Genomic DNA, 21443 nt, shown 5'->3' on the forward strand with positions numbered 1-21443 from the left:
GGGAAAGGGCGCATAGGCGTTTCCGCCCCGCCCTTCCGCGCTTTTGCCACAGATACCCCGCCCCTAGACGGGATCGCGGATCAGGCTCTGGCACATGCAGTGAACGCCACCGCCGCCCTGCGTGATCATGTCGAGTTCGGGATCATAGATCGTAAAGCCGCGCGCCTTCAGCTTTTCCTTGAGCGTCTTCGACGCCGCCGGCAGCAACACCCGATCCTCGCCCAGCGCCACCACGTTACAGCCCAGCGCAATGGTCTCCTGGAACGGCACCTCGATGATCTCGATCTGTTTCGCCTTCAGCCAGTCCACAACCTTGGGGTCGGTGCATTCGATGCAGACTGCCGCCAGCTTGGGCGCCAGCATCACCACCATCAGGTCGATGTGAACATAGTAGGGGTCGATGTCCATCAACATCACTTCCCAGCCCTCGGCCTCCATCCAGCCGGCGATCTGGCGGGCACCCTCTTCCGAAGACCGCCCCTCCGGCCCTTCCCACCCGATCAGAACCGCCCCCGGCTCGATCACGTTGAAATCGCCCCCTTCAAAGGTTCCGGCGGTCACATAATCGTAAATCGGGATGCCAAGATCATGGTAGGTCTCGATGGCACGAAAGTTCTCTCCCCGCCGCCAGGGCTGTGCCATATGGGTGATGATCGCCCCCATCGGCGTCATCACCGAACTGTCGCGCGCATAAACCTGATAGGGCAGGTGCGGATCGCCCTTGTGGAAATGCACATCGACATCAGCACTGCGATAGGCATCCACCATCTCGGCATGTTGCGCCTGAGCGACCTTCGGATCAAACGGCACCCCACGGCGCAGGGATTTCTTGGACAGGCTCGAGGTCTGCAACCACTTGTAGTTCTCGATCGGCCCCAACAACACGGACCGCAGCGTGCCATAGTCGCTATTGGCCCCCCAGTTGTTCAGGATCGGCGTTCCGCCCCCGTCGCGCCGCGCGCGCAATGAAAACCCCTGTTCGCTCATGTCATGCTCCCTCGCTGTTCCCGTCAGGCTCAGGCCAAGGTGCACATCCTGTCAAGCATTCCCGGCACGTGCCTTCACGTGATCCAGCCAGTTCGCCAGTTCTTTCATCCTCACCGGCCCCGACATTTCCTCGGCTGTCGTCCCAAGCCGCGCAGCCGCCGCCGCATCCATGGTCTCGAGATCGGCCACCATCTCGCCATGCGCCCCCTTGGGCCGCAGCCAGGACGCAAGGTCCAGCGCATCGCATTCCGGGTGATACTGCACCCCCCAGAAATCCACGCCGTCCTGCTCGTAGACAAAGGCCTGAACAGGCGAATGGGCGTTTCCGGCCATCAACACCGCCCCCTCGGGCAGTCTTTGAACCTCGTCACGATGCACGCAGGGTGAGCCGAAACCACTGGCCTTGCCCGCCATCATCGGATGTGCCCCGGCCGCCTCGGTCAGCGTGATGTCCTGCGCAATGCCAAGCTCCACACCCTTCGGCGAGGCCCCAACATCGCCCCCCAGAACAACCGCCGCCAGCTGCATCCCGTTGCACGACCCCCACGAAGGAAGCCCCGCCTCGAACACCTGCCGCATCGCCGCCCGCAGGGGCTCGGCCTCCGGTTCCGCCGTCGACCACTCGACACCCGATCCGGTAAAGACAACACCATCCACCCCCTCAAGGTCCGCCGCCTCAAGCGGCCGCGCATAGGGCGCATCCACCCGCACCCGCACCGACGGATCAAGCGCCATAAAGCTCTTCACGAAGGGCAGCGCATCCGCCTTGCCCTGCTGCACCATGGCGGTCGAGTTGCCTTCAAGGATCAAAATGGTGGTCATTGGTGGTCTCCTTCCCCCACAGGCTAACCGCACACCCACCCCTCGAAAACCGCCATCCGCGACATGCCGTGTCGCTTTGGCACCCTCCTGAAATGCAAAACGGGGTGCCAGGGCACCCCGTTTCATTCCAATCAAACCTGATTGCTTACCGGCTCAGACCGCCGTGCAGCGTCGGCTGGTCCAGCGAGGCAAAACCATAGTGGCGCAGCCAGCGCAGGTCGCTGTCAAAGAAGGCGCGCAGGTCCGGAATGCCGTATTTCAGCATCGCGATCCGGTCGATCCCCAGACCAAAGGCAAAGCCTTGATACTCGTTGGGGTCGATCCCGCCGGCCTGAAGCACTTTCGGATGCACCATGCCCGACCCGAGAATCTCGAGCCAGTCATCGCCTTCACCCACTTTCAGCGTGCCACCTTCCCACGAGCAGCGGATATCGACCTCGGCCGACGGCTCGGTGAAGGGGAAGTGCGAGGCGCGGAAACGCAGTTCCACGTCGTCCACCTCGAAGAAGGACTTCACGAATTCCTCGAGAACCCACTTCAGGTTGGCCATCGAGATGTCCTTGTCCAGCGCAAGGCCCTCGATTTGGTGGAACATCGGCGTGTGGGTCTGGTCATAGTCGGCGCGGTACACGCGACCCGGACAGATCACGCGGATCGGCGCGCCCTTCTGCTCCATCGAGCGGATCTGCACCGGCGACGTATGCGTGCGAAGCACATGCGGCGGACGTTCGTCGCCCTCGGCGCGGTGCATATAGAAGGTGTCCATTTCGGCACGCGCCGGGTGGTGGCCCGGAATGTTCAGCGCATCAAAGTTGAACCAATCGCTCTCGACCTGCGGACCTTCGGCCACCGCAAAGCCCATATCGGCAAAGATCGCGGTCACTTCCTCGGTCACCTGGCTGATCGGGTGGATCGTGCCTTGGCGGCGGCCACGCGACGGCAGGGTCACGTCAAGCCACTCGGCCTTCAGGCGCTCTTCCAGCGCCGCATCGGCCAGCGCAGCCTTCTTGCCCGCCAGCGCCGAGTTGATCTCGTCTTTCAGCGCGTTCAGCTTGGGGCCCATCACCTGGCGCTCTTCCGGGGTCATCTTGCCCAGTTCGCGCATCTTCAGGCTGATCTCGCCCTTCTTGCCCACGGCCTGCACACGCAGATCTTCCAGCGCAGCCTCGTCGCCCGCTTCAGAAATCAGACCGATATACTTGTCTCTCAGATCGTCCATCCGACCCTCCAATTCCGTTGCCCCCTGCTACCGACATCAGCACGGTTTCGCAACCCGCTAGGGCGCGGCCATTGGACGTGCAGTCGAACAAAGCTGAATTGAAGGCAGCCCGCCTCAGATCATCGCCGCGAGCGCCACACCTTCGCGCATCGACACGGCCTGCCGTGCGGTGCTGCCATAGGTGCCGGCCATCGACAATTCCGGGAACAGCGCCAGAACCTCTTCGCGGGTCTCGCTGTCGAACCCGGCCACGCCGTATTCACCGGGGAAAAAGCTCTCGCTCTCCACGCCGTCGGCCACAACAATCTGGTGCGTGTCGAACAAGAGGTGGAAATAGGTCACCTCGTCCCGCGGCTCGATGATGCCGGGACCACCGCGTGCCAGCGCCTTGGCCGGCACCAGCACTTCCAGCTCGCCACACAGCAACTCGGCCATCCAGCCGGTGACCAGCACCCGATGCTGTTGCGACAGGTAGTGATCACGCTCTGCCCCAAGCACCCCCTTGGGAAACCGCACCGGCGCAAACTCGCCCTGCCCCGATACCTTGCGGCTGCCGATCCAGCGCAACGGCTGCATCCCGTTGTCCCGCGTCAGAACAAGGTCGCCCTCCAGCAAGGTCTCGATCCGCTTGGGTCCCTCTGCCGTTTCAATCAGCGCACCCTCCACGAAACAGGCAATCCCGGTCGCACCGGGATCGACCGTGCCATAGGTCAGCGTATCGGGATTGGGCAGGTTGAACTGCAAGGTGGTGGTCGTCGACTCAGGCCCGACAAGCACCGCGAGGTTCTCCGACGTCTCTCCCGCCGCAGCCCCATCCAGCGCCAGTATGTTCGTTGTACCGCCACCAATATCGTAAAAGTCGATCACTTCGTCGCTGTCCACATTGGTCAGCGCATAGGCTTCATAGTTTCCGGTACCACCGCCATTCGGATCGGTCAGCAGAATTGGAAAGTTTGCAGCCGAGATCACATAGGCGGTTTCGCCGCTTATCGGGTCAAAGGTGACCTGGACATCGGTATGGGTCAGCGGGATCTCGATCCCGACCGATCCATCCGCTTCGTAGAAGGAAACAACGAAATCCGCCGGGTCTTCTCCCGGTGAAAGTGCCACTTCCAGAAACTCGTCGACCCCGGAATTCCGGGCATAGGCATTCGAATAATGCAGTTCACTGATACGCGCCATTCTGGCTCCCCGTCGCTATAAGCAACACGGCGGCCCATCCCCAAGCCATCCATGTCCGTATGGTTTGGCTAAACATCCGAATCGGCGACAAGAAGGAACAATTGAGGCAATTGCTGCCTCAATCATATATGTTTTCGGTTTTGGTTTTTCTGTCAGGCGCTTAAATGAAATCCGCCGCCGAGAAATCCGCCGCAGTAAGCGTGCCGCCGCTGTCCATCACGATCAGCGTCTCGCCACTATGGGTGATATGCACCTCGCCCGGTGCCACGTCGGCAATTGTCAGCGATCCAAAGCCCACGTCCAGGTCGATCAGGTCGGTGCCATCCTCGAAATCCGTGATCGTATCCGTCGCGCCATCGGCGGTGAACACAAAGGTGTCGGCGGCCTCTCCGCCGGTCAGCGTATCCGCCCCGGCCCCACCGTTCAGGGTGTCCTTACCCTTCTGACCAAGCAACTCGTCGTTGCCGCCGCCGCCAGACAAGTCATCAAGCCCTTTGCCGCCTTCGAGCCGGTCAGCACCGTTGCCGCCCAACAGCTCGTCATTACCCTTGCCACCCTTCAGCGTGTCGTTGCCCTTGCCGCCTTTCAGCGTGTCATAGCCATCGTCCCCCTTGAGCGAGTCAGCATGATCACCGCCCAGTAGGCTGTCATAACCGCGGCCGCCTTCAAGGGTATCAAGCCCGGTGCCGCCTTCCAGCGTATCACCACCAGCGCCGCCGAACAGCTCGTCTCCGTTCTTGCCGCCCTTCAGTAGATCCTTGTGCATCCCGCCATAAAGCACGTCAGCCTCGCTGCCGCCCTCCATGTCGTCTTCTCCCTGACCGCCAAACAGGACATCATCACCCGCCCCGCCGCGCAGTTCGTCATCACCGACATAGCCAAACAGGAAATCATCCCCCGCATTGCCCTTCAGCTTGTCGTGATCATGTCCGCCCTCGAGACTGTCATTCCCGGAGGTGCCATTTACGGTGATAAGGTCCGTCGTCAGGCCATAATCCGCCCAGCTGTCCCCTTCCAGACTGCCTGCCAGCACAGTTTCCGAAACAAATCCGGTGATCGTCGAAAGGTCCACATGGCCGTTTTCCGGCACATAGAACACATAGGTACTCGGCCCATGCTTCTCGGTCACCTTGATCGCATCCATCGTGCCGTTGCCTGATGCCGTCGTATACTCGACCCGAACCTTGACCATCAGAGTGTCACCCGCCCCGGCATCCGTCTCGTAAATATCGAGGCGGAAAAGGCTGTCGGCCCCAAGCCCGATCGGCTGTTCTCCCGTCTCGCTGGCAAACTCGATCGTGCCATCATCGTCTAGGGCGCGGAACACGTTGGCCTCAAAGCTTTGCAAGACACCACCGCTGTCATAGCGCAGCATCAGGGCATCGCCGGAATAGGTGTCAGAGTCCTTGGGCGTCGCGCCATAGAAAGCGTATTGAATACTCCCGGCAGTTCCGGTGCTCGTAAAGCTGACGAAACTCTCGATGTGGTTGGGGTCCTGTCCCACCAAAGACATGTAATAATCATTGGTGCCGTCCGAAAAATGGATCGTCCCAAGTTCCCACGTCTGGCCATTATACTCAGTACGTTCCAGCCGGCCGATGTTGAGAACCGGTGCATCCGGCCCAAGCGAAACCCCCTCCACGATCCACTCTGCTCCGACCTCCTCAGACTGCATCTTGAAGTCATCGTCATGGATTTCCAGGTCAACAACAGACACGGCACCACCGGCCGTGACCTTAAGAACTTCTGTCTCAAAAATAGACATGCCACATTCTCCTAATTGATAAATCAATGGCGGCAATTGTCCCATTTTTTGAGAAAAACACAAGATTCGTGTCTTTTCGGCCCTCTTGCAGCCCCGAGCCCTACAACGAAAAACGCCGCCGACCTGATGGTCAGCGGCGTTCTGAAATCCCCTTGGGGAAATCTGCTTACGCGGCCAGCGCGCCTTTTGCCTGATCAACGATCGCGGCAAATGCTTCCGGCTCGTGTACGGCCAGGTCAGCCAGAACCTTACGGTCGACTTCGATACCGGCCAGGTTCAGGCCGTTGATGAAGCGCGAGTAGCTCAGCTCTGCGTCATGTGCGCGAACAGCAGCGTTGATACGCTGGATCCACAGCGCGCGGAAATTGCGCTTGCGGTTCTTACGGTCGCGGGTTGCGTATTGGTTCGCCTTGTCAACTGCCTGCGACGCCACCTTGAAGGTGTTCTTGCGGCGGCCATAATAGCCCTTCGCGGCTTTGATGATTTTCTTGTGACGGGCGTGAGTGACGGTACCACCTTTAACTCGGGACATCTCTCAAAACTCCTCTTAGCGGTCGTAGGGCATGTAGCCCTTGACGATCTTTGCGTCGGGGGCGGACAGGGTGGTGGTGCCACGGGCATCGCGGATGAACTTGGTGGTCCGCTTGATCATGCCGTGACGCTTACCAGCTTGGCCAGCTTTGACTTTGCCGGTGGCAGTCACTTTGAAGCGCTTTTTGGCGCTCGACTTCGTTTTCATCTTGGGCATTTCCGTACTCCTTAGATGGTCGGTTATAGACGCGACTCGGCATGCCTCTCGGGCCGGTCGCGCGCATAGAGGCGCCGTATACGTCCCGAATCCCTTTTCTGCAAGGGCTTATTTGATGATATCGGCGATCACCGTAACCACCACGTTGGGCAGCTGCGCCACCGCGTAACGCTGCGGGTTCTGACTATAGGCATAGACGATCAGCGCCCCGGCCAGGATGAAAGCCGCCATTGATCCACGCGGCACCCGCGCTTCGGCATAGGACGACAGCATCGCCGGGATGGAAAACAGTCCCAGGACAAGCCCGATGGTCATCAAATAGTCGGCGTTCATCCACCCGGTTCCTCAAATTCCTGAGGAAGAACCTACTCCGTTTCCGTGTTGTAAATCAAACGCTCATCACACGAGGTCACCCGCAGGATGTTGGTTGTCCCCGGCACGTTGAACGGCAGGCCCGCTGTCACCACGATCTGGTCTTCCGGCCCGGCATAGCCATGCGACGTCGCCGCCCGCGCCGCGGCCACCACCGCGCCTTTGAAGCGGCTCAACTCGTCGGTCATCACGCAATTGGTGCCCCAGCTCAGCGCCAGCCGCCGCGCGGTGCCCCGCAGGCTGGTCATGGCGATGATCGGAACCCGTGGCCGTTCCCGCGCGATCTTGAGCGCCGTGGTCCCGGATTCGGTAAAGGAACAGATCGCCTGCACCTCGGTGGTTTCCGCCACCTCGCGTGCCGCCGCCACGATGGCATCCGCCACGCTCGAGCGCGGCGCACTGCGCGAGGCCTCGATGATCTGGCGATAGGTTGGATCGCTCTCGACCTCTTCGGCCACCGCGTTCATCGTGCCCACCGCCTCGATCGGGAAATGCCCCGCCGCCGATTCCGCCGACAGCATGATCGCGTCCGCACCCTCGTAAATGGCGTTCGAAACGTCGGACACCTCGGCACGGGTCGGCATCGGGCTTTCGATCATGCTCTCGAGCATCTGGGTCGCCACGATCACCGGCTTGGCCGCGAAACGGCATTTGCGCACAAGGCGCTTCTGGATCGGCGGCACATGGCTGACCGGCAGCTCCACACCCAGATCACCGCGCGCCACCATGATACCGTCCGACACCTCAAGAATATCGTCAAACGCCTCGACGGCCGCCGGTTTCTCGATCTTCGACAGGATCGCCGCCCGCCCCTGCGCCAGCTCCCGCGCTTCATGCACGTCCTCGGGCCGCTGCACGAAAGACAGCGCCAGCCAGTCGACGCCAAGGCCGCATACGAACTCGAGATCGTCACGGTCCTTCTCGGACAGCGCCGCCAGCGGCAGAACCACGTCCGGCACGTTCACGCCCTTGCGGTTCGAAATCGTCCCGCCGTTCACCACCACGCAATTGGCAAAATCCGCGCCACAGTCTTCCACCCGCAGGCGGATCTTGCCGTCATTCACCAACAGCGTCGATCCCGGCTCAAGGGCGGCGAAAATCTCGGGATGCGGCAGGCACACGCGGGTCACATCGCCCGCGGCCTCGTTCAGGTCCAACCGGAACGCCGCCCCGTCAACAAGCTCTTCGGCCTCGTTGGCAAACACGCCAACCCGCAGCTTCGGCCCCTGAAGATCGGCAAGAATCGCGATAGGGCTGCTCAGCTCTTTCTCGATCTGGCGGATGATCCGGTGCTTCTCGCGGATTTCCTCGTGGCTGCCGTGGCTCATGTTGAGACGAAACACATCCGCCCCCGCTTCGTGCAAAGCGCGGATCATGTCATAGGTTTCGCTTGCCGGCCCCAGCGTGGCCACGATCTTCACATTTCTCAGTCGTCTCATCTGCCCGTCATTCTTCTAAAAAAGCGGCACTGTTACCGCTAACTCCAGTCACCGTGCTTATCACGCAATTCCATTCCGCTGGCAACTGTCCTAAGTAGTTCGTCGAAGGAAATGACAGGCACATGACATACCAACCTTTTCACATCTATGGGGCCGAGCGCAAATCGCGCTGGCTGATCACCGTTGACCACGCATCGAACCACGTTCCCGTCGAAATCGACGGCGGCGATCTGGGGCTGGCCCCCGAAGACATGCAGCGCCACATCGCCTATGACGTCGGCGCACTCGGGACCTCGCTACGCCTTGGCGAACTGCTGGACGCCCCGGTTATCGCAAGCAACTTTTCCCGCCTCGTGATCGACCCGAACCGCGGCGAAGACGACCCCACGCTTGTCATGCACCTCTATGACGGCACCATCATCCCCGCCAACCGCAACATCGACGAGGCCGAGATCGAGCGCCGCAAACAGGCCTACTACCGGCCCTATCACAACGCGCTGGCCGATCTGGCCGCCGCCCGCGACGATGTCATCATCATCGCCATGCACAGCTTCTCGCCGAAACTGAACGGTCGCGCCCCGCGCCCGTGGGAGATCGGCATCCTGCACGCCCCGCAGGAAGACCGCTTCGGCATCCCCTTCATCAAGCGACTGGAGCAAGAAGGCGATCTGACCGTTGGCGACAATGAACCCTACGCCGGCCACCTGCCGGGCGACTCGGTCGACAAACACGCCTTCGCCCACGGTCGCCTGAACGCGCTGATCGAACTGCGCCACGACGAGATCGACACCGAGACCAAGCAATCTGCCTGGGCCGAACGTCTCGCCCCGATCCTGACCGACGTTCTGGACACCACCGGTCTCTGACTCATCCTGTCAGGCCTGCGCCTGACGGGACACATCGCGCCAATCCGCTCTCTTGTGGATAGCGGGCCCCGCGCATACTACTTTGACGGAAACACCCTTCCCACCCGGAGCACCGCAATGGACAAGCAAACCCAGATCGAAATCGAGGCCGCTGCCTTCCGCGCCCTGCGTGAACACCTGATGGAAAAGCGCACCGACGTGCAGAACATCGACATGATGAACCTCGCCGGTTTCTGCCGCAACTGCCTCTCGCGCTGGTACCAGGAGGCCGCCAACGAACGCGGCATCGAGATGGACAAGAACGAAGCCCGCGAAATCTACTACGGCATGACCATGGACGAGTGGAAAGCCAACTACCAGACCGAGGCCAGCGCCGAGAAACAGGCCGCCTTCAAGGTCGCCTTTGCCGAGAACGTCGGCGAAGACAAAGCCTGACCCCCACCATCCACAGGCGCACAACCCCTGTGCGCCTGCGGGCCTGTCAGTACCAAGCCTCTCCGATTACCTATGGCATACCGATCCCTGCCAACCCCGGAGGCTTTCATGACCCGTATGCCCACCTTTTTCATCTCCCACGGTGGCGGCCCCTGGCCCTGGATGCCCGACTGGCGCGCGCAATTCGCCCCGCTCGAGGCCTCTCTCAAGGAGATGCCCAACCAGCTCCCCGAACGCCCCCGCGCCATCCTGATGATCTCCGGCCACTGGGAAACCGATGACTTCGCGGTGATGTCCTCTGCCAATCCACCGATGGTCTATGACTACTTCGGCTTTCCCCCCGAAACCTACGAGGTCACCTACCCCGCCCCCGGCGCGCCCGATCTTGCGCGACAAACCCTCGACCTGATCACCGCCGCCGGCCTGCCCGCACGTCTCGATCCCGAGATCGGCTTTGACCACGGCACCTTCGCCCCGCTTGCCGTGATGTACCCAGAGGCCGACGTTCCCGTGTTCCAGGTCTCCATGCGCCACAATTACGATCCGGCCCAGCACATGGCCCTTGGCCGCGCCCTCGCCCCCCTGCGCGATCAGGGCGTGGTGATCATCGGCTCCGGCCTCAGCTACCACAACCTGCGCCTGATGAACGAAACCGCCCGCGAACCCTCGGAAGCCTTCGACGGCTGGCTCAACTCCGCGCTGGCACTTCCCGCCGAAGACAGAACCAAGGCACTGGAAAACTGGGAACAGGCCCCCCACGCCCGCACCTGCCACGCCAAGGAAGACCACTTCGTCCCGCTGTTCACCGCCCTCGGCGCGGCGGAAAACGACCCCGCCACCCGCATCTATCACCAGAAGGATATCTTCGGCGGCGTCACCGCATCCGGCTTCCGCTTCGGCTGACCTATCCTTTCGGATAGGGCATTATCCCGAAACCCCTCTGCCTTTGGTTGAGGACTTGAATTACAAAAGAACTGTCCTTGGCGAGGGAGGACACTTTTACCCGCTGGCTCCGCTTGCATCCCCATGTGGGTCGGTGGGTGAAACAGATCTCCGACAGGGCGGCCACGCCCCGCCCTGTCACCCTACCCCCCAACATTCAGATCGCGATCCGGCAAAGAAAAAGGCGCAGGGGTGTCCCCCAACGCCTCATGGTCTTGTCCTGAAACCGTGGATCAGATCGCGGCCTTGCGACCTTCATCCAGATAGATCTCGCGCAGACGCTTTGCGATCGGGCCGGGGGTGCCGTCGCCAAGGGTCACACCGTCGATCTCGACAACCGGCATCACGAAGGCCGACGCCGAGGTGGTAAAGGCCTCATCCGCTTCTTTCGCCTCATCGATGGTGAACAGGCGCTCTTCGATCTCCATCTGCGCTTCCTGAGCCAGACGCAGCACCGCCGCGCGGGTAATGCCATGCAGGATGTCGTTCGACAGCGGACGGGTCACGATCTTGCCGTTCTTCACGAAATAGGCGTTGTTCGATGTGCCCTCGGTGACATAGCCGTCCTCGATCATCCACGCATCATCGCAACCGGCCTTCTTGGCCATCATCTTGCCCATCGAGGGGTAGAGAAGCTGCACGGTCTTGATATCACGACGGCCCCAGCGGATGTCCTCGATCGAGATGATCTTGGCCCCCTTCTGCGCCGCCGGGCTGTCGGCCAGGCCGGGCTTGTTCTGGGTGAACAGCACGATGGTCGGCTTCACATCATCGCCCGGGAACACGAAATCGCGGTCGCCATCCGACCCACGGGTCACTTGCAGATACACAAGCCCCTCGTCGATCCCGTTCAATTCAACCAGCTTGCGGTGGATCTCCAGCAGTTCCTCTTTCGTGCAGGGCTCGGCCATGTCCAGCTCGTCCAGCGATCGCTTCAGGCGCACCGCGTGACCTTCGAAATCGATCAGTTTGCCATCCAGAACCGAGGTCACCTCGTAAACCGCGTCCGCCATCAGGAACCCACGGTCAAAGATCGAAACCTTGGCTTCGGTTTCCGGCAGGTAGTCGCCATTCACATAAACGGTACGCGTCATGTCTTTCACAGTCCTTCTCAACTTGCTGTCCCCCTCCGGTATCGCACCGGACAAGGCGTTATTCGGTGGGGCTTACCCCGTTGTCATGTCCCGCGCGGGGATCTGTTGCCTCGCTCATCGGCCAAGCCGCTGCGCCGGTCAAGTCTTGTGATCCCCCAAGGCTCACTTTGCCGCCCCATAGCGGGCATCACCGGCGATAATCTGACCTTTGTACTTGGTGCCGGGATGGTCGGCCCACGAGAACCGTGCCGCACCGTTTTCAATCTCGTGAATGATCAAACACCGCGTTCCGTACCGCTTGCCACTGTCCGAAACACTGTCGAACATGCAAACCAACCCGTCCTTCGTGGCCACCCACTCGCCAAAATCCGTACGCAGAATACCGCTATTGGCCTTGCTGTGCTGTGCGCCATGCCCCGCCTCGAACCAGATCGCAAACGCCCGATGCTGTGTGTTCATGAAACTGCGCTTCATCAGCGCCGCCTCAAGCCTCTTGTCCCGTGCCAACCGGCTGCGATGCGAAGGAGCCTTCTCAAGCGCCTTGTAATCGGCCACCGCAGCCGCCTTGTTGCCGGTGAAATCCACCGCCGCACGGCCAAAGAACGCCGGCGCCGTCTTGCCATTGATCGGCTTGTAAACCTTCGACACCACGCGGGTCTTGACCACCGGCTCCGCCACGATCACCCCGTCCACCGCGAACAGGATGCAATCCCGCCGCCCCGGCTTCAGGAACCCCCGACATCCGGCAAGAGCCCGCGCACTCGCCGCCTTTGTGGTGTTGTAACCCCAGGAATGCCCCCAGGCCCCATCCGGTGAAATAGCAAATGCCGTGATCCCCGGTCGTTCTTTCAGAGCCGCGAACTTGTCAGCCTGCCGCTTGTTCAACGCGACCTTCCAGGGACCACCATCCGCCAGCAATGGCAGCGGCCCCAGAACCGCCAGCCCAACCACAAGCGCCAGAACGCGTTTTACAAACATGAGACCCTCCAAAACGATACGCCCCAATGTGACGCAGTCAGTGGCCCCAAGTAAACGGTCATCCGCAGCCTCAGCCCCAGAGCGCGGCAACCGGCGGATGCACGCCCGCATCATCGAACACCAAAGGCTGGTCACGGTCCTCGGCCAGCAAAAGCGGCCCGTCCAGATCGGTCACCATCGCCCCCTGCGCCACCAATGTGGCCGGCGCCATCGCCAGCGACGAGCCCACCATGCAGCCCACCATGACCTTATAACCTTCCGCCAAAGCCGCCTCGCGCAGACGCAGCGCCTCGGTCAGACCACCGGTCTTGTCCAGCTTGATGTTCACCACGTCATACTTGCCCTTCAGCTTGGGCAGACTGGTGCGATCATGACAGCTCTCGTCAGCACAAACCGGCACCGGCCGCTCCATCCCGATCAGCGCCTCGTCTTCTCCCGCCGGCAAAGGCTGTTCCACAAGGGCCACCCCAAGGCGCACGAGATGCGGCGCCAGATCGGCATAAACCCCGGCGCTCCAGCCCTCGTTGGCATCCACGATGATCTTCGACGCAGGCGCACCGGCACGCACCGCCTCAAGGCGCGGCATGTCATCCGGCGTGCCAAGCTTGATCTTCAACAGCGGGCGAAAGGCATTCTTGGCCGCCTGTTCCCGCATCTTTTCCGGCGTATCCAGCGAGAGCGTATAGGCCGTGATCTCCGGCCCTGGCGCGGCCAGTCCGGCCAGCTCCCAGACCCGCTTGCCCGCGGTCTTGGCTTCAAGATCCCAAAGGGCACAATCCACCGCGTTGCGCGCCGCCCCCGCAGGCAGCAGATCATACAGCGCCTCGCGATCAAAGGCGCCCGGAAGGGCCTCGATTTCCGCCGTCACACTCTCCAGCGTCTCGTCATAGCGCGCATAGGGCACACATTCGCCCCATCCGGTCACCCCGTCCTTCGACACCCGCACCGTCAGCACCTTCGCCTCGGTGCGCGATCCCCGGCTGATGGTGAACACCTGCGCCAGCTTGAACACGTCGCGCGTGACTGAAATCTGCAAAACCCTGCCCTCTTCTTCTTGGTTCAAATACCCGGGGGTCCGGGGGCAACGCCCCCGAAACCGTCACCGCCAGCGATTTAGATCGCCGCCAGCGCGTCCACCAGCTTGCCCGCACCATAACGGAACGGATCGGTGGTCGGCAGGCCCATTTCGGCTTCGACCTCGGCGAGGTAGGCCTTGGCGTCCTCATCCGACATGTGCTGGGTGTTCACCGAGATGCCAACAACCTGGCAATCCGGGTTCGCCACCTTGCCCAGGGTCAGGGCGGTGTCGCGCAGGGCTTGCAGCGATGGTTGCTGGTATTCGGGCAGGCCGCGCATGTGTGCGCGGGTCGGCTCATGCGCAAGGATCAGCGCGTCCGGCTGGCCGCCGTGGATCAGCGCCATGGTTACACCCGAATAGGATACGTGGAACAACGACCCCTGGCCTTCGATGTGATCCCAGTGATCCGCATCATTGTCCGGGGTCAGGTATTCCACCGAACCGGCCATGAAGTCGGCAATCACCGCGTCCAGCGGCACACCGTCACCGGTGATCAGGATGCCGGTCTGGCCGGTGGCACGGAAGGTCGACTTCATGCCGCGCTTGCGCATTTCGGCGTCCATGCACAGGGCGGTGTACATCTTGCCAACCGAACAGTCGGTGCCAACCGCCAGCACGCGCTTGCCGCTGCGCTTCTTGCCGTTTGCAATCGGGTATTCCACTTCCGGGATACGCACGTCGTGCAGTTCCTGGCCGGTCGCCTCGGCCACGGCCACAAGGTCGGGCTCGTCGCGCAGCAGGTTGTGCAGGCCGGAGGCCAGGTCGAACCCTTCTTCAAGCGCCATCACCAGAACCTTCTTCCACTCCTGACTGATCACGCCGCCACGGTTGGCCACGCCGATCACAAGCGTCTTGGCACCCGCGGCCTTGGCCTCTTCAAGCGTCATGTCGGTCAGGCCGACATCTGCCTTGCAGCCTTCCATGCGGAACTGGCCAACGGCGTTCTCGGGACGCCAGTCCTTGATGCCTTGCGCCACTTTCGCGGCAAGCTGGTCGGGGGCATCGCCCAGGAAAAGCAGGTAGGGTGTCTTGATCATCGCGGGAATCCTTCTCTCTCTTGTGAAAGAGTTTCCACGGAGTTCAGCGCAAGTTCATACCTAATTCGCCGAACGCACAAACCGACGCGCAAGAAATCACGACATACTCATCAATTTGACGAAGATCCTCCCGCTATGTCAGAATGATTGCCACTTTCTTCCTCTGCAATCCAGGATTCCGCCTGCAACACCCCCGTTTGGGGCGCGCCAAGCACGGCCATGGCCTGCAACGACCCCGTTTCCTCCGGCGCGGCCTCCTGAACGCGACGCATCAGGGACACCGCAGAGACCATGAAACACAGGGCCGCCAGCACCATCAGGAACCCATTTCCGTCAGCAATGCTGACCGTATTAGGAATGATCAGGATACCCACGAACTGCCCAACGTTCAGAACAAAGGCCATGGTGCCACTGGCAGGTACGATTTGCGAGGGTTTCAACTGGTCATTGGCATGGGCCGAACAGACCGCATACATCGGCAAGCTGGCCCCGGCGAGCAATGCGAAACCAATCACCATGGCTCGCGGTCCGGGCGTCACCAGCATCCACAGGCAGGCCACCCCCCCAATCACCCCAAGCCCCAGCAACACCAGTCGACGGTCTGTCTTGTCGCTGATCCAGCCGACAGGATATTGCACCACGGCTCCAACGATCATCGCCACCACCAGCGCCCCCGAAGCCTGCGCTGCCGACATACCCTGCGCCAGTGCAAACAGCGGCAAGGCGATAAACCAACCGGCCACCGCCGTGGCGCTGATCAGGTTGCCCGCCACCGCAGTCGGCGACACACGATACAGTTTCATCACCGGCATCCGGTCCGGCACCTCGTAATCCGGCGCCTTGTTGCCCGACAGCAAAAGCGGCACGATCGCCAGCGAAATCAGGATCGACACCACCCCGAACAGCATGTTGCCCGTCGGATCAGGCGCCGCCACAAGCGCGGTCCCGATGGCCGGCCCCGCCATCCAGATCATGAAATACAGCGACAGGATCTGCGCGCGGTTGTGGTTCTCCGATTTCGCCTGCAACCAGCTCTCGGTGATCACATACATGCCGGGATAACAGAACCCGGCCAGGAACCGCATTGCCGACCACGATGCCGGATCAGAGGTCAAAAGGTGCACGATCGCCGAGATCGACACCAGCGAGGCCAGCGCCGAAAACGCCCGGATATGTCCCACTTTCTCGACCATCTTGGGCGCAATCGCCGTCCCGGCAAGCGCCCCAAGCGGATAGGCCGCCTGCATGATCGAGATCGTGAACTCGGAAAATCCCAGCCCCGATCCGCGAATGGTCAGCAAGGTCACCAACAAGCCGTTGGCGATCATCAACATCATCATGCCCAGGAACAGGGCCCAGTTTTCAAGGAATGCTCGTTTCATGACTCCGCCTTCGCATATCGCCACCACGGCCTTCGCGTCTGTTTGCGGCAACAAAAACGCCGCCGCATCGCAGCGTCAGTATTTCTGCGGGCGCAAAATTTCCTTGCGCAGCGCAGCGCAACTTAATAACACTCCACTCGACTTTGACGAAATTTCCTTACCGAGAGGATCGACATGAGCTTCCGCATCCAACCCGCCGCCCCGGCCCGCCCGAACCGCTGCCAGCTGTTCGGCCCGGCCTCGAACACCAAGCTGTTTGCGAAGATGGCTGCCTCGGCCGCCGACGTCATCAACATCGACCTCGAGGATTCGGTGGCCCCCACCGACAAGGACTTGGCCCGCGCCAACGCCATCGAGGCGATCAACACGATCGACTGGGGCAACAAATACGTGTCGGTACGCATCAACGGCCTCGACACCCCTTACTGGTACCGTGACGTCGTGGACCTGATGGAACAGGCCGGCGACCGTCTCGACCAGATCATGATCCCCAAGGTGGGCTGCGCCGAAGACGTTTATGCCGTGGATGCGCTGGTCACCGCTATCGAACGCGCCAAGGGCCGCACCAAGCCGATCTCTTTCGAGGTCATCATCGAATCCGCCGCCGGCATCGCCCATGCCGAAGAAATCGCCGCCTCCTCGCCCCGTATGCAGGCCATGAGCCTCGGCGCGGCCGACTTCGCGGCCTCGATGGGGATGCAGACCACCGGCATCGGCGGCACACAGGAAAACTACTACATGCTGCGCGAAGGCGTTCAGCACTGGTCCGACCCGTGGCACTGGGCGCAGGCCAAGATCGTCGCCGCCTGCCGCACCCACGGCATCCTGCCGGTTGACGGCCCCTTCGGCGACTTCTCGGACGATGAGGGCTTCATCGCCCAGGCAAAACGCTCGGCAACCCTCGGCATGGTCGGCAAATGGGCCATCCACCCGAAACAGATCGCCCTCTCGAACCAGGTGTTCACCCCCTCGGACGAAGCTGTCACCGAAGCCCGCGAAATCCTTGCGGCCATGGAACAGGCCAAGGCCAACGGCGAAGGCGCCACCGTCTACAAGGGCCGCCTCGTCGACATCGCTTCGATCAAGCAGGCCGAAGTCATCGTGGCACAGGCAGAACTGATCGCCCAGAACGGCTGACCCTAGGGCACTTAGCGAACCAAGATTTTTCGGGCGGGACCAGCGGTCTCGCCCGTTGCGTTTTCTATTAGAGGTGGCATAAAGCCCGCATGAAGAAGACCATCACCCTGCTGCACACCTCTCCCGTCCACATTGCCCCGTTCAAGGTACTGGCCAAGCGTATTGCGCCCGAGGTCGAATTGATTCAAGTCGTCCGCGAAGACTGGCTGAAACAGGCACGTAAACATGGGCTGCGCCAAAGCCTGATGGAAGAGGTCGCCGCGACGGTCCAGAAATCCAAGGGCACCGTGATCTGCACCTGCACCTCGCTCTGCCCTGCTGCCGAATCCGCGGGTGCCATCCGGATTGACGGCCCCATGATGCAGGAAGCCTCGCGCATCGGCGGCCCGATCCTCGTGGTCTTTGCGTTGGAATCCACTCGCAAGCCGACGATGGAACTGATGAACAGCGCGCTCCTTGCCGCCGATCAGGAGGCCGAGGTCGTGCCGCTGTTCCTTGGCGAATTCTGGCCCCTGTTCGAGGCCGGGGAAACCGAGGCGTTCATCGCCTGCATCACCACCGCCGTGCGCCATGCCGTGGCCGATCACGACATCGCCTGCGTGACCCTGGCGCAAGCCAGCATGGCCCCCGCCGCCGAGCGCCTGACCGACCTCGGCATTCCGGTCCTGACCTCGCCCGAAATGGCCTTCCGCGCCGCGCTGGACGCCTGATCCACCGCTTCCCCTCGTTAACCGCGCGGCAACCGCGTCCGCGCCGTTAACCTGCGGATCTCACAGGTCGATACTGTCGCAATACCGACATGATACCGACGCTGCACCGACAGCGGTTTTCGCTCTTAACCTTGGTAAACGCCGGCCTCAGGCCCGCTCGTCCTTGGGCGACCCCATGACCACATAGGACGTGATCGCATTCACATGCGGCACCGTGCCAAGAACGTCGGTGTGGAACCGCTTGTAATCCTCAAGATCCGCCGCCTCGATCCGCAGCAGGTATTCCACCGCGCCGGTGATGTTGTGGCACTCGCGCACCTCCGGCGCCAGCGCGATGGCCCGCTCAAAGGTTTCCTGCGCCACCTTGGTGTGTTCGTTCAGGCCCACGGTCACATAGGCCACGAATCCCCCGCCCAGCGCCGCCCGGTTCAGAACCGCCCTATAGCCCTTGATGATCCCTGCCTTCTCAAGGTCTTGCACCCGCCGCAGACAGGCAGAGGGCGACAGGCCGACACGTTCGGCCAGCTCAAGATTGCTGACCCGCCCATCGCGGCCCAACTCACGCAATATCTTTTCGTTGATTTGATCAAGCTTCGTCATTTGTTGTGAAATTTCACACATGACGCACAAAAACGCAACTCAATCGCGCGCTTTTCAACGCATCATTGTGCCATGACATATGACATCCTCACCGCCCTGACCGCTTTCGCCTTCGTGTCCTCGATCACACCGGGCCCGAACAACCTCATGCTGATGGCGTCCGGGGCAAACTTCGGCTTTGCCCGCTCGATCCCCCACATGCTCGGGATCGGCATCGGCTTTGTGGTGATGGTCATCCTTGTCGGCATCGGCCTGATGCAGGTCTTCGACACCTTCCCGATCACCCACACCATCCTCAAGGTCGCCAGCATCGGCTATCTGCTCTATCTCGCATGGAAAATCGCCAACGCCGGCGCCCCGGAAGGCGCCCAGTCAGACGCCCGCCCCATGACCTTCATTCAGGCCGCGCTGTTCCAATGGGTGAACCCCAAGGCGTGGACCATGGCCCTGACCGCCATCACGCTCTACGCACCGGACCGATCGCTGACGGCGATCCTTCTGGTCGCCGCCATCTTCGGGGCCATCAACCTGCCCTGCGTCAGTTCCTGGACCGTCCTTGGCCAGCAAATGCGTCGTATCCTGCGCAGCCCCGCCCACCTGACCGCCTTCAACTGGCTCATGGCAGGGCTGCTGGTGGCCTCGCTCTATCCGGTGGTCTTTGCCACCTGAACAGCCACCCGCTCAGGCAAGCGCCAGGCAGATTTCCGTCACCAGATCATCCGGCGCCGTGTCGCGCGGGTTGTTGAGATACACTTCAAGACACGGCGTATCCGCCGGCATTTCACCGGACTTCGGCAACCACTCTCCGAACAGGGCTTCGTAAGCCCCGTGAATCCCCGCGTACGGGCCGGTGTAGGTCAGAACCGCGTACCGCCCTGCCGGAATTTCGCAGCTCTCGAAATCTTCAGGCACCTCGCCATGCCACGTCGCCCCGGCAATACTGCGCAGGTCGGCCTCGGCCTTGTCATCGGGATTGTCGAAATAGACCCCCAACATCGGCCCGCACTGGGCCCACAGGTTGCGGGACTGGCAAACCGCGCCAAAAGCCTCAAAGCTCTTTCCGATCTCGGAATAATTCCCCTTGTGCAAAAGCCCCGCGGCCTTGCGAACGCCTTCTTCACGAATGGTAACCGGATACATGGCAAACTCTCCTTTGCGCCGTGTTAACAAAGGGGCCGGAAATGACCCCCGTTTCCGGAACTCCGAAGGGCTCAGACCATAGTGTCCCTGAAAAGCACGGGCGAAACTGCGGGCATTGTCATAGCCCACGTCCCGTGCGATCCGCGCGGGATCCGTGCTGCTGTCCAGCAACATCGTTGCCGCGCGATGCAACCGCACCCGCCGCACCGCCTGCGCACAGGTCTCGCCGGTCATCGCCCGGAACACCCTGTGCCAATGAAAGCGCGACATCGCCGCCTCATCCGCCAGACGGTCCAGCGACATGTCACCCGCCGGATTGTCATGGATGTATTGCAACACGCGCAACATGCGCTTTTCGTAACTCTGGCTCATGCCCGATCCCTTCGGAAATCCTGTCCGATGCTTGCCACGGGCGCATGGTACAAATCTTGCTGAATGCAGCAATGCGCAGGATCAGTTGCAATTCGTCTTACTCAGGGTCATATAGCGAGACGCAGACATGCCTCGGAGACCCTTATGACCAACTACCTCGACTTCGAAAAACCGCTGGCCGAAATTGAAGGCAAAGCCGAAGAATTGCGTGCAATGGCGCGTCAGAACGAGGAAATGGACGTCTCGGACGAGGCCGAGGCCCTGGACCGCAAGGCCGAGGAACTGCTCAAGGATCTCTACAAGGAGCTGACCCCCTGGCGCAAATGCCAGGTCGCGCGTCATCCTGAACGTCCGCACTGCAAAGATTACATCGACGCGCTGTTCACCGAATACACACCGCTGGCAGGCGACCGCAACTTCGCCGATGACCACGCGGTCATGGGTGGCCTCGCCCGTTTCGACGACAAGCCCGTCATGGTAATCGGCCACGAAAAGGGCAACGACACCAAGAGCCGCATCGAACGCAACTTCGGCATGGCTCGCCCCGAAGGCTATCGCAAGGCGATTCGCCTGATGGAGATGGCCGACAAGTTCGGCCTGCCGGTCATCACCCTTGTCGACACTCCCGGTGCATACCCCGGCAAAGGGGCCGAGGAACGCGGCCAGTCCGAAGCCATCGCCCGCTCGACCGAAAAATGCCTCCAGATCGGCGTACCTCTGGTCTCGGTCGTGATTGGCGAAGGTGGCTCCGGCGGCGCCGTGGCCTTCGCCACCGCCAACCGTGTCGCGATGCTCGAACACTCGGTCTACTCGGTGATCTCGCCCGAAGGCTGCGCCTCGATCCTGTGGAAGGATTCCGAAAAGATGCGCGAAGCGGCCGAGGCCCTGCGCCTGACCGCACAGGACCTGATCAAACTGGGTGTGGCCGACCGGATTGTCGAAGAACCGCTGGGCGGTGCCCACCGCGACGCCAAAGCCGCCATCACATCGGTCGGCAACGCGATCCGCGGCATGCTGAAAGACCTTGAGGGTCAGGATGCCAAGGCGCTTGTCAAAGCCCGCCGTCAGAAATTCATCGGCATGGGCAGCAAGGGCCTCGCGGCCTGATCCCGCTGCCCCGGCCGCGCAACGCAACAGG

The 21443-nt window shown here is 61.6% G+C and carries 23 protein-coding genes; 7 read left to right on the forward strand and 16 right to left on the reverse strand.

The genetic code is table 11. The annotated features are described in order from the left end of the window. Window positions 1–63: 63 nt before the first annotated feature. From ABWV42_RS10570 to pyk, 9 genes are all read right to left on the reverse strand, one after another. Window positions 64–987, reverse strand: a complete 924-nt coding sequence (locus tag ABWV42_RS10570; RefSeq protein ID WP_353340071.1) for a dimethylarginine dimethylaminohydrolase family protein — start codon at window positions 985–987, stop codon at window positions 64–66. 51 nt (window positions 988–1038) lie between these two features. Beyond that, window positions 1039–1809 carry a type 1 glutamine amidotransferase gene (locus ABWV42_RS10575; RefSeq protein ID WP_353340072.1) on the reverse strand — a complete coding sequence of 257 codons (771 nt, stop codon included), beginning with the start codon at window positions 1807–1809 and terminating at the stop codon, window positions 1039–1041. Window positions 1810–1954: 145 nt separating this feature from the next. Next, window positions 1955–3028, reverse strand: coding sequence for a phenylalanine--tRNA ligase subunit alpha (gene pheS / locus ABWV42_RS10580; protein WP_255103789.1), 1074 nt, complete (start codon window positions 3026–3028; stop codon window positions 1955–1957). A 114-nt stretch (window positions 3029–3142) separates the two neighbouring features. Beyond that, the gene (locus tag ABWV42_RS10585) at window positions 3143–4210 is read right to left on the reverse strand and encodes a Hint domain-containing protein (protein WP_255103790.1); all 1068 of its coding nucleotides are present in this window, start codon (window positions 4208–4210) and stop codon (window positions 3143–3145) included. Between the two features lie 160 nt (window positions 4211–4370). After that, window positions 4371–5975, reverse strand: coding sequence for a calcium-binding protein (locus ABWV42_RS10590; RefSeq protein ID WP_353340073.1), 1605 nt, complete (start codon window positions 5973–5975; stop codon window positions 4371–4373). A 166-nt stretch (window positions 5976–6141) separates the two neighbouring features. Further along, window positions 6142–6507: a 50S ribosomal protein L20 gene (gene rplT / locus ABWV42_RS10595; protein WP_255103794.1), complete on the reverse strand. Its 366-nt coding sequence runs from the start codon at window positions 6505–6507 to the stop codon at window positions 6142–6144. A 15-nt stretch (window positions 6508–6522) separates the two neighbouring features. Next, on the reverse strand, window positions 6523–6723 hold the full coding sequence (rpmI, locus tag ABWV42_RS10600) for a 50S ribosomal protein L35 (RefSeq protein ID WP_234138760.1): 201 nt from the start codon (window positions 6721–6723) through the stop codon (window positions 6523–6525). 108 nt (window positions 6724–6831) lie between these two features. After that, window positions 6832–7056, reverse strand: coding sequence for a hypothetical protein (locus ABWV42_RS10605; protein WP_255103796.1), 225 nt, complete (start codon window positions 7054–7056; stop codon window positions 6832–6834). 32 nt (window positions 7057–7088) lie between these two features. Further along, entirely contained in the window at window positions 7089–8534 is a 1446-nt protein-coding gene (gene pyk / locus ABWV42_RS10610; RefSeq protein ID WP_353340074.1) for a pyruvate kinase, read from the reverse strand. A 122-nt stretch (window positions 8535–8656) separates the two neighbouring features. Here pyk and ABWV42_RS10615 point away from each other — a divergent pair, with 122 nt between their 5' ends. The 3 genes from ABWV42_RS10615 to ABWV42_RS10625 all read left to right on the forward strand — a co-directional run bounded on the left by ABWV42_RS10615 (window position 8657) and on the right by ABWV42_RS10625 (window position 10738). Next, on the forward strand, window positions 8657–9400 hold the full coding sequence (locus ABWV42_RS10615; RefSeq protein ID WP_353340075.1) for an N-formylglutamate amidohydrolase: 744 nt from the start codon (window positions 8657–8659) through the stop codon (window positions 9398–9400). A 117-nt stretch (window positions 9401–9517) separates the two neighbouring features. Further along, entirely contained in the window at window positions 9518–9835 is a 318-nt protein-coding gene (locus ABWV42_RS10620) for a DUF1244 domain-containing protein (protein ID WP_255103802.1), read from the forward strand. Window positions 9836–9943: 108 nt separating this feature from the next. Continuing rightward, window positions 9944–10738, forward strand: a complete 795-nt coding sequence (locus tag ABWV42_RS10625; protein WP_353340076.1) for a DODA-type extradiol aromatic ring-opening family dioxygenase — start codon at window positions 9944–9946, stop codon at window positions 10736–10738. Between the two features lie 272 nt (window positions 10739–11010). On the opposite strand, the gene ABWV42_RS10630 is transcribed toward ABWV42_RS10625, so the two are convergent. The 5 genes from ABWV42_RS10630 to ABWV42_RS10650 all read right to left on the reverse strand — a co-directional run bounded on the left by ABWV42_RS10630 (window position 11011) and on the right by ABWV42_RS10650 (window position 16346). Then, window positions 11011–11871: a D-amino-acid transaminase gene (locus tag ABWV42_RS10630; protein WP_255103805.1), complete on the reverse strand. Its 861-nt coding sequence runs from the start codon at window positions 11869–11871 to the stop codon at window positions 11011–11013. Window positions 11872–12033: 162 nt separating this feature from the next. Beyond that, entirely contained in the window at window positions 12034–12849 is an 816-nt protein-coding gene (locus ABWV42_RS10635) for a hypothetical protein (RefSeq protein ID WP_353340077.1), read from the reverse strand. A 70-nt stretch (window positions 12850–12919) separates the two neighbouring features. Further along, complete coding sequence (gene dgcA, locus ABWV42_RS10640) at window positions 12920–13885, reverse strand: N-acetyl-D-Glu racemase DgcA (protein WP_353340078.1); 966 nt, start codon at window positions 13883–13885, stop codon at window positions 12920–12922. 77 nt (window positions 13886–13962) lie between these two features. Next, entirely contained in the window at window positions 13963–14964 is a 1002-nt protein-coding gene (gene dgcN / locus ABWV42_RS10645; RefSeq protein ID WP_353340079.1) for an N-acetyltransferase DgcN, read from the reverse strand. A gap of 110 nt (window positions 14965–15074) precedes the next feature. Then, entirely contained in the window at window positions 15075–16346 is a 1272-nt protein-coding gene (locus ABWV42_RS10650; RefSeq protein WP_353340080.1) for an MFS transporter, read from the reverse strand. A gap of 174 nt (window positions 16347–16520) precedes the next feature. Here ABWV42_RS10650 and ABWV42_RS10655 point away from each other — a divergent pair, with 174 nt between their 5' ends. Together ABWV42_RS10655 and ABWV42_RS10660 are read left to right on the forward strand one after the other, a co-directional pair. Further along, window positions 16521–17483: an L-malyl-CoA/beta-methylmalyl-CoA lyase gene (locus tag ABWV42_RS10655; protein WP_353340081.1), complete on the forward strand. Its 963-nt coding sequence runs from the start codon at window positions 16521–16523 to the stop codon at window positions 17481–17483. Window positions 17484–17572: 89 nt separating this feature from the next. Next, on the forward strand, window positions 17573–18193 hold the full coding sequence (locus tag ABWV42_RS10660; RefSeq protein ID WP_353340082.1) for a hypothetical protein: 621 nt from the start codon (window positions 17573–17575) through the stop codon (window positions 18191–18193). A 147-nt stretch (window positions 18194–18340) separates the two neighbouring features. Here ABWV42_RS10660 and ABWV42_RS10665 read toward each other — a convergent pair whose 3' ends face one another. After that, window positions 18341–18793 (reverse strand): Lrp/AsnC family transcriptional regulator, encoded by a 453-nt coding sequence (locus tag ABWV42_RS10665; RefSeq protein WP_255103818.1) that lies wholly within the window; start codon window positions 18791–18793, stop codon window positions 18341–18343. 72 nt (window positions 18794–18865) lie between these two features. On the opposite strand from ABWV42_RS10665, the gene ABWV42_RS10670 reads away from it, so the two are divergent. Next, entirely contained in the window at window positions 18866–19462 is a 597-nt protein-coding gene (locus tag ABWV42_RS10670) for a LysE family translocator (RefSeq protein WP_353340083.1), read from the forward strand. A 12-nt stretch (window positions 19463–19474) separates the two neighbouring features. On the opposite strand, the gene ABWV42_RS10675 is transcribed toward ABWV42_RS10670, so the two are convergent. After that, complete coding sequence (locus ABWV42_RS10675) at window positions 19475–20305, reverse strand: AraC family transcriptional regulator (protein ID WP_353340084.1); 831 nt, start codon at window positions 20303–20305, stop codon at window positions 19475–19477. Between the two features lie 144 nt (window positions 20306–20449). Here ABWV42_RS10675 and ABWV42_RS10680 point away from each other — a divergent pair, with 144 nt between their 5' ends. Then, on the forward strand, window positions 20450–21412 hold the full coding sequence (locus tag ABWV42_RS10680) for an acetyl-CoA carboxylase carboxyltransferase subunit alpha (protein WP_255103824.1): 963 nt from the start codon (window positions 20450–20452) through the stop codon (window positions 21410–21412). Window positions 21413–21443: the final 31 nt, after the last annotated feature.

The organism is Pelagimonas sp. KU-00592-HH (genome assembly GCF_040369695.1).
Classification (GTDB): domain Bacteria; phylum Pseudomonadota; class Alphaproteobacteria; order Rhodobacterales; family Rhodobacteraceae; genus Shimia.

What these genes read in the sequence shown, in the direction of transcription:
- ABWV42_RS10575 (WP_353340072.1), bottom strand. Translation starts at nt 1,809, where the DNA reads ATGACCACCATTTTGATCCTTGAAGGCAACTCGACCGCCATGGTGCAG.
- ABWV42_RS10650 (WP_353340080.1), bottom strand. Translation starts at nt 16,346, where the DNA reads ATGAAACGAGCATTCCTTGAAAACTGGGCCCTGTTCCTGGGCATGATG.
- rpmI (WP_234138760.1), bottom strand. Translation starts at nt 6,723, where the DNA reads ATGCCCAAGATGAAAACGAAGTCGAGCGCCAAAAAGCGCTTCAAAGTG.
- pyk (WP_353340074.1), bottom strand. Translation starts at nt 8,534, where the DNA reads ATGAGACGACTGAGAAATGTGAAGATCGTGGCCACGCTGGGGCCGGCA.
- ABWV42_RS10615 (WP_353340075.1), top strand. Translation starts at nt 8,657, where the DNA reads ATGACATACCAACCTTTTCACATCTATGGGGCCGAGCGCAAATCGCGC.
- ABWV42_RS10590 (WP_353340073.1), bottom strand. Translation starts at nt 5,975, where the DNA reads ATGTCTATTTTTGAGACAGAAGTTCTTAAGGTCACGGCCGGTGGTGCC.
- ABWV42_RS10620 (WP_255103802.1), top strand. Translation starts at nt 9,518, where the DNA reads ATGGACAAGCAAACCCAGATCGAAATCGAGGCCGCTGCCTTCCGCGCC.
- ABWV42_RS10605 (WP_255103796.1), bottom strand. Translation starts at nt 7,056, where the DNA reads ATGAACGCCGACTATTTGATGACCATCGGGCTTGTCCTGGGACTGTTT.
- ABWV42_RS10680 (WP_255103824.1), top strand. Translation starts at nt 20,450, where the DNA reads ATGACCAACTACCTCGACTTCGAAAAACCGCTGGCCGAAATTGAAGGC.
- ABWV42_RS10655 (WP_353340081.1), top strand. Translation starts at nt 16,521, where the DNA reads ATGAGCTTCCGCATCCAACCCGCCGCCCCGGCCCGCCCGAACCGCTGC.
- ABWV42_RS10625 (WP_353340076.1), top strand. Translation starts at nt 9,944, where the DNA reads ATGACCCGTATGCCCACCTTTTTCATCTCCCACGGTGGCGGCCCCTGG.
- dgcN (WP_353340079.1), bottom strand. Translation starts at nt 14,964, where the DNA reads ATGATCAAGACACCCTACCTGCTTTTCCTGGGCGATGCCCCCGACCAG.
- ABWV42_RS10660 (WP_353340082.1), top strand. Translation starts at nt 17,573, where the DNA reads ATGAAGAAGACCATCACCCTGCTGCACACCTCTCCCGTCCACATTGCC.
- ABWV42_RS10630 (WP_255103805.1), bottom strand. Translation starts at nt 11,871, where the DNA reads ATGACGCGTACCGTTTATGTGAATGGCGACTACCTGCCGGAAACCGAA.
- ABWV42_RS10665 (WP_255103818.1), bottom strand. Translation starts at nt 18,793, where the DNA reads ATGACGAAGCTTGATCAAATCAACGAAAAGATATTGCGTGAGTTGGGC.
- ABWV42_RS10585 (WP_255103790.1), bottom strand. Translation starts at nt 4,210, where the DNA reads ATGGCGCGTATCAGTGAACTGCATTATTCGAATGCCTATGCCCGGAAT.
- rplT (WP_255103794.1), bottom strand. Translation starts at nt 6,507, where the DNA reads ATGTCCCGAGTTAAAGGTGGTACCGTCACTCACGCCCGTCACAAGAAA.
- ABWV42_RS10635 (WP_353340077.1), bottom strand. Translation starts at nt 12,849, where the DNA reads ATGTTTGTAAAACGCGTTCTGGCGCTTGTGGTTGGGCTGGCGGTTCTG.
- ABWV42_RS10570 (WP_353340071.1), bottom strand. Translation starts at nt 987, where the DNA reads ATGAGCGAACAGGGGTTTTCATTGCGCGCGCGGCGCGACGGGGGCGGA.
- pheS (WP_255103789.1), bottom strand. Translation starts at nt 3,028, where the DNA reads ATGGACGATCTGAGAGACAAGTATATCGGTCTGATTTCTGAAGCGGGC.
- ABWV42_RS10675 (WP_353340084.1), bottom strand. Translation starts at nt 20,305, where the DNA reads ATGAGCCAGAGTTACGAAAAGCGCATGTTGCGCGTGTTGCAATACATC.
- ABWV42_RS10670 (WP_353340083.1), top strand. Translation starts at nt 18,866, where the DNA reads ATGACATATGACATCCTCACCGCCCTGACCGCTTTCGCCTTCGTGTCC.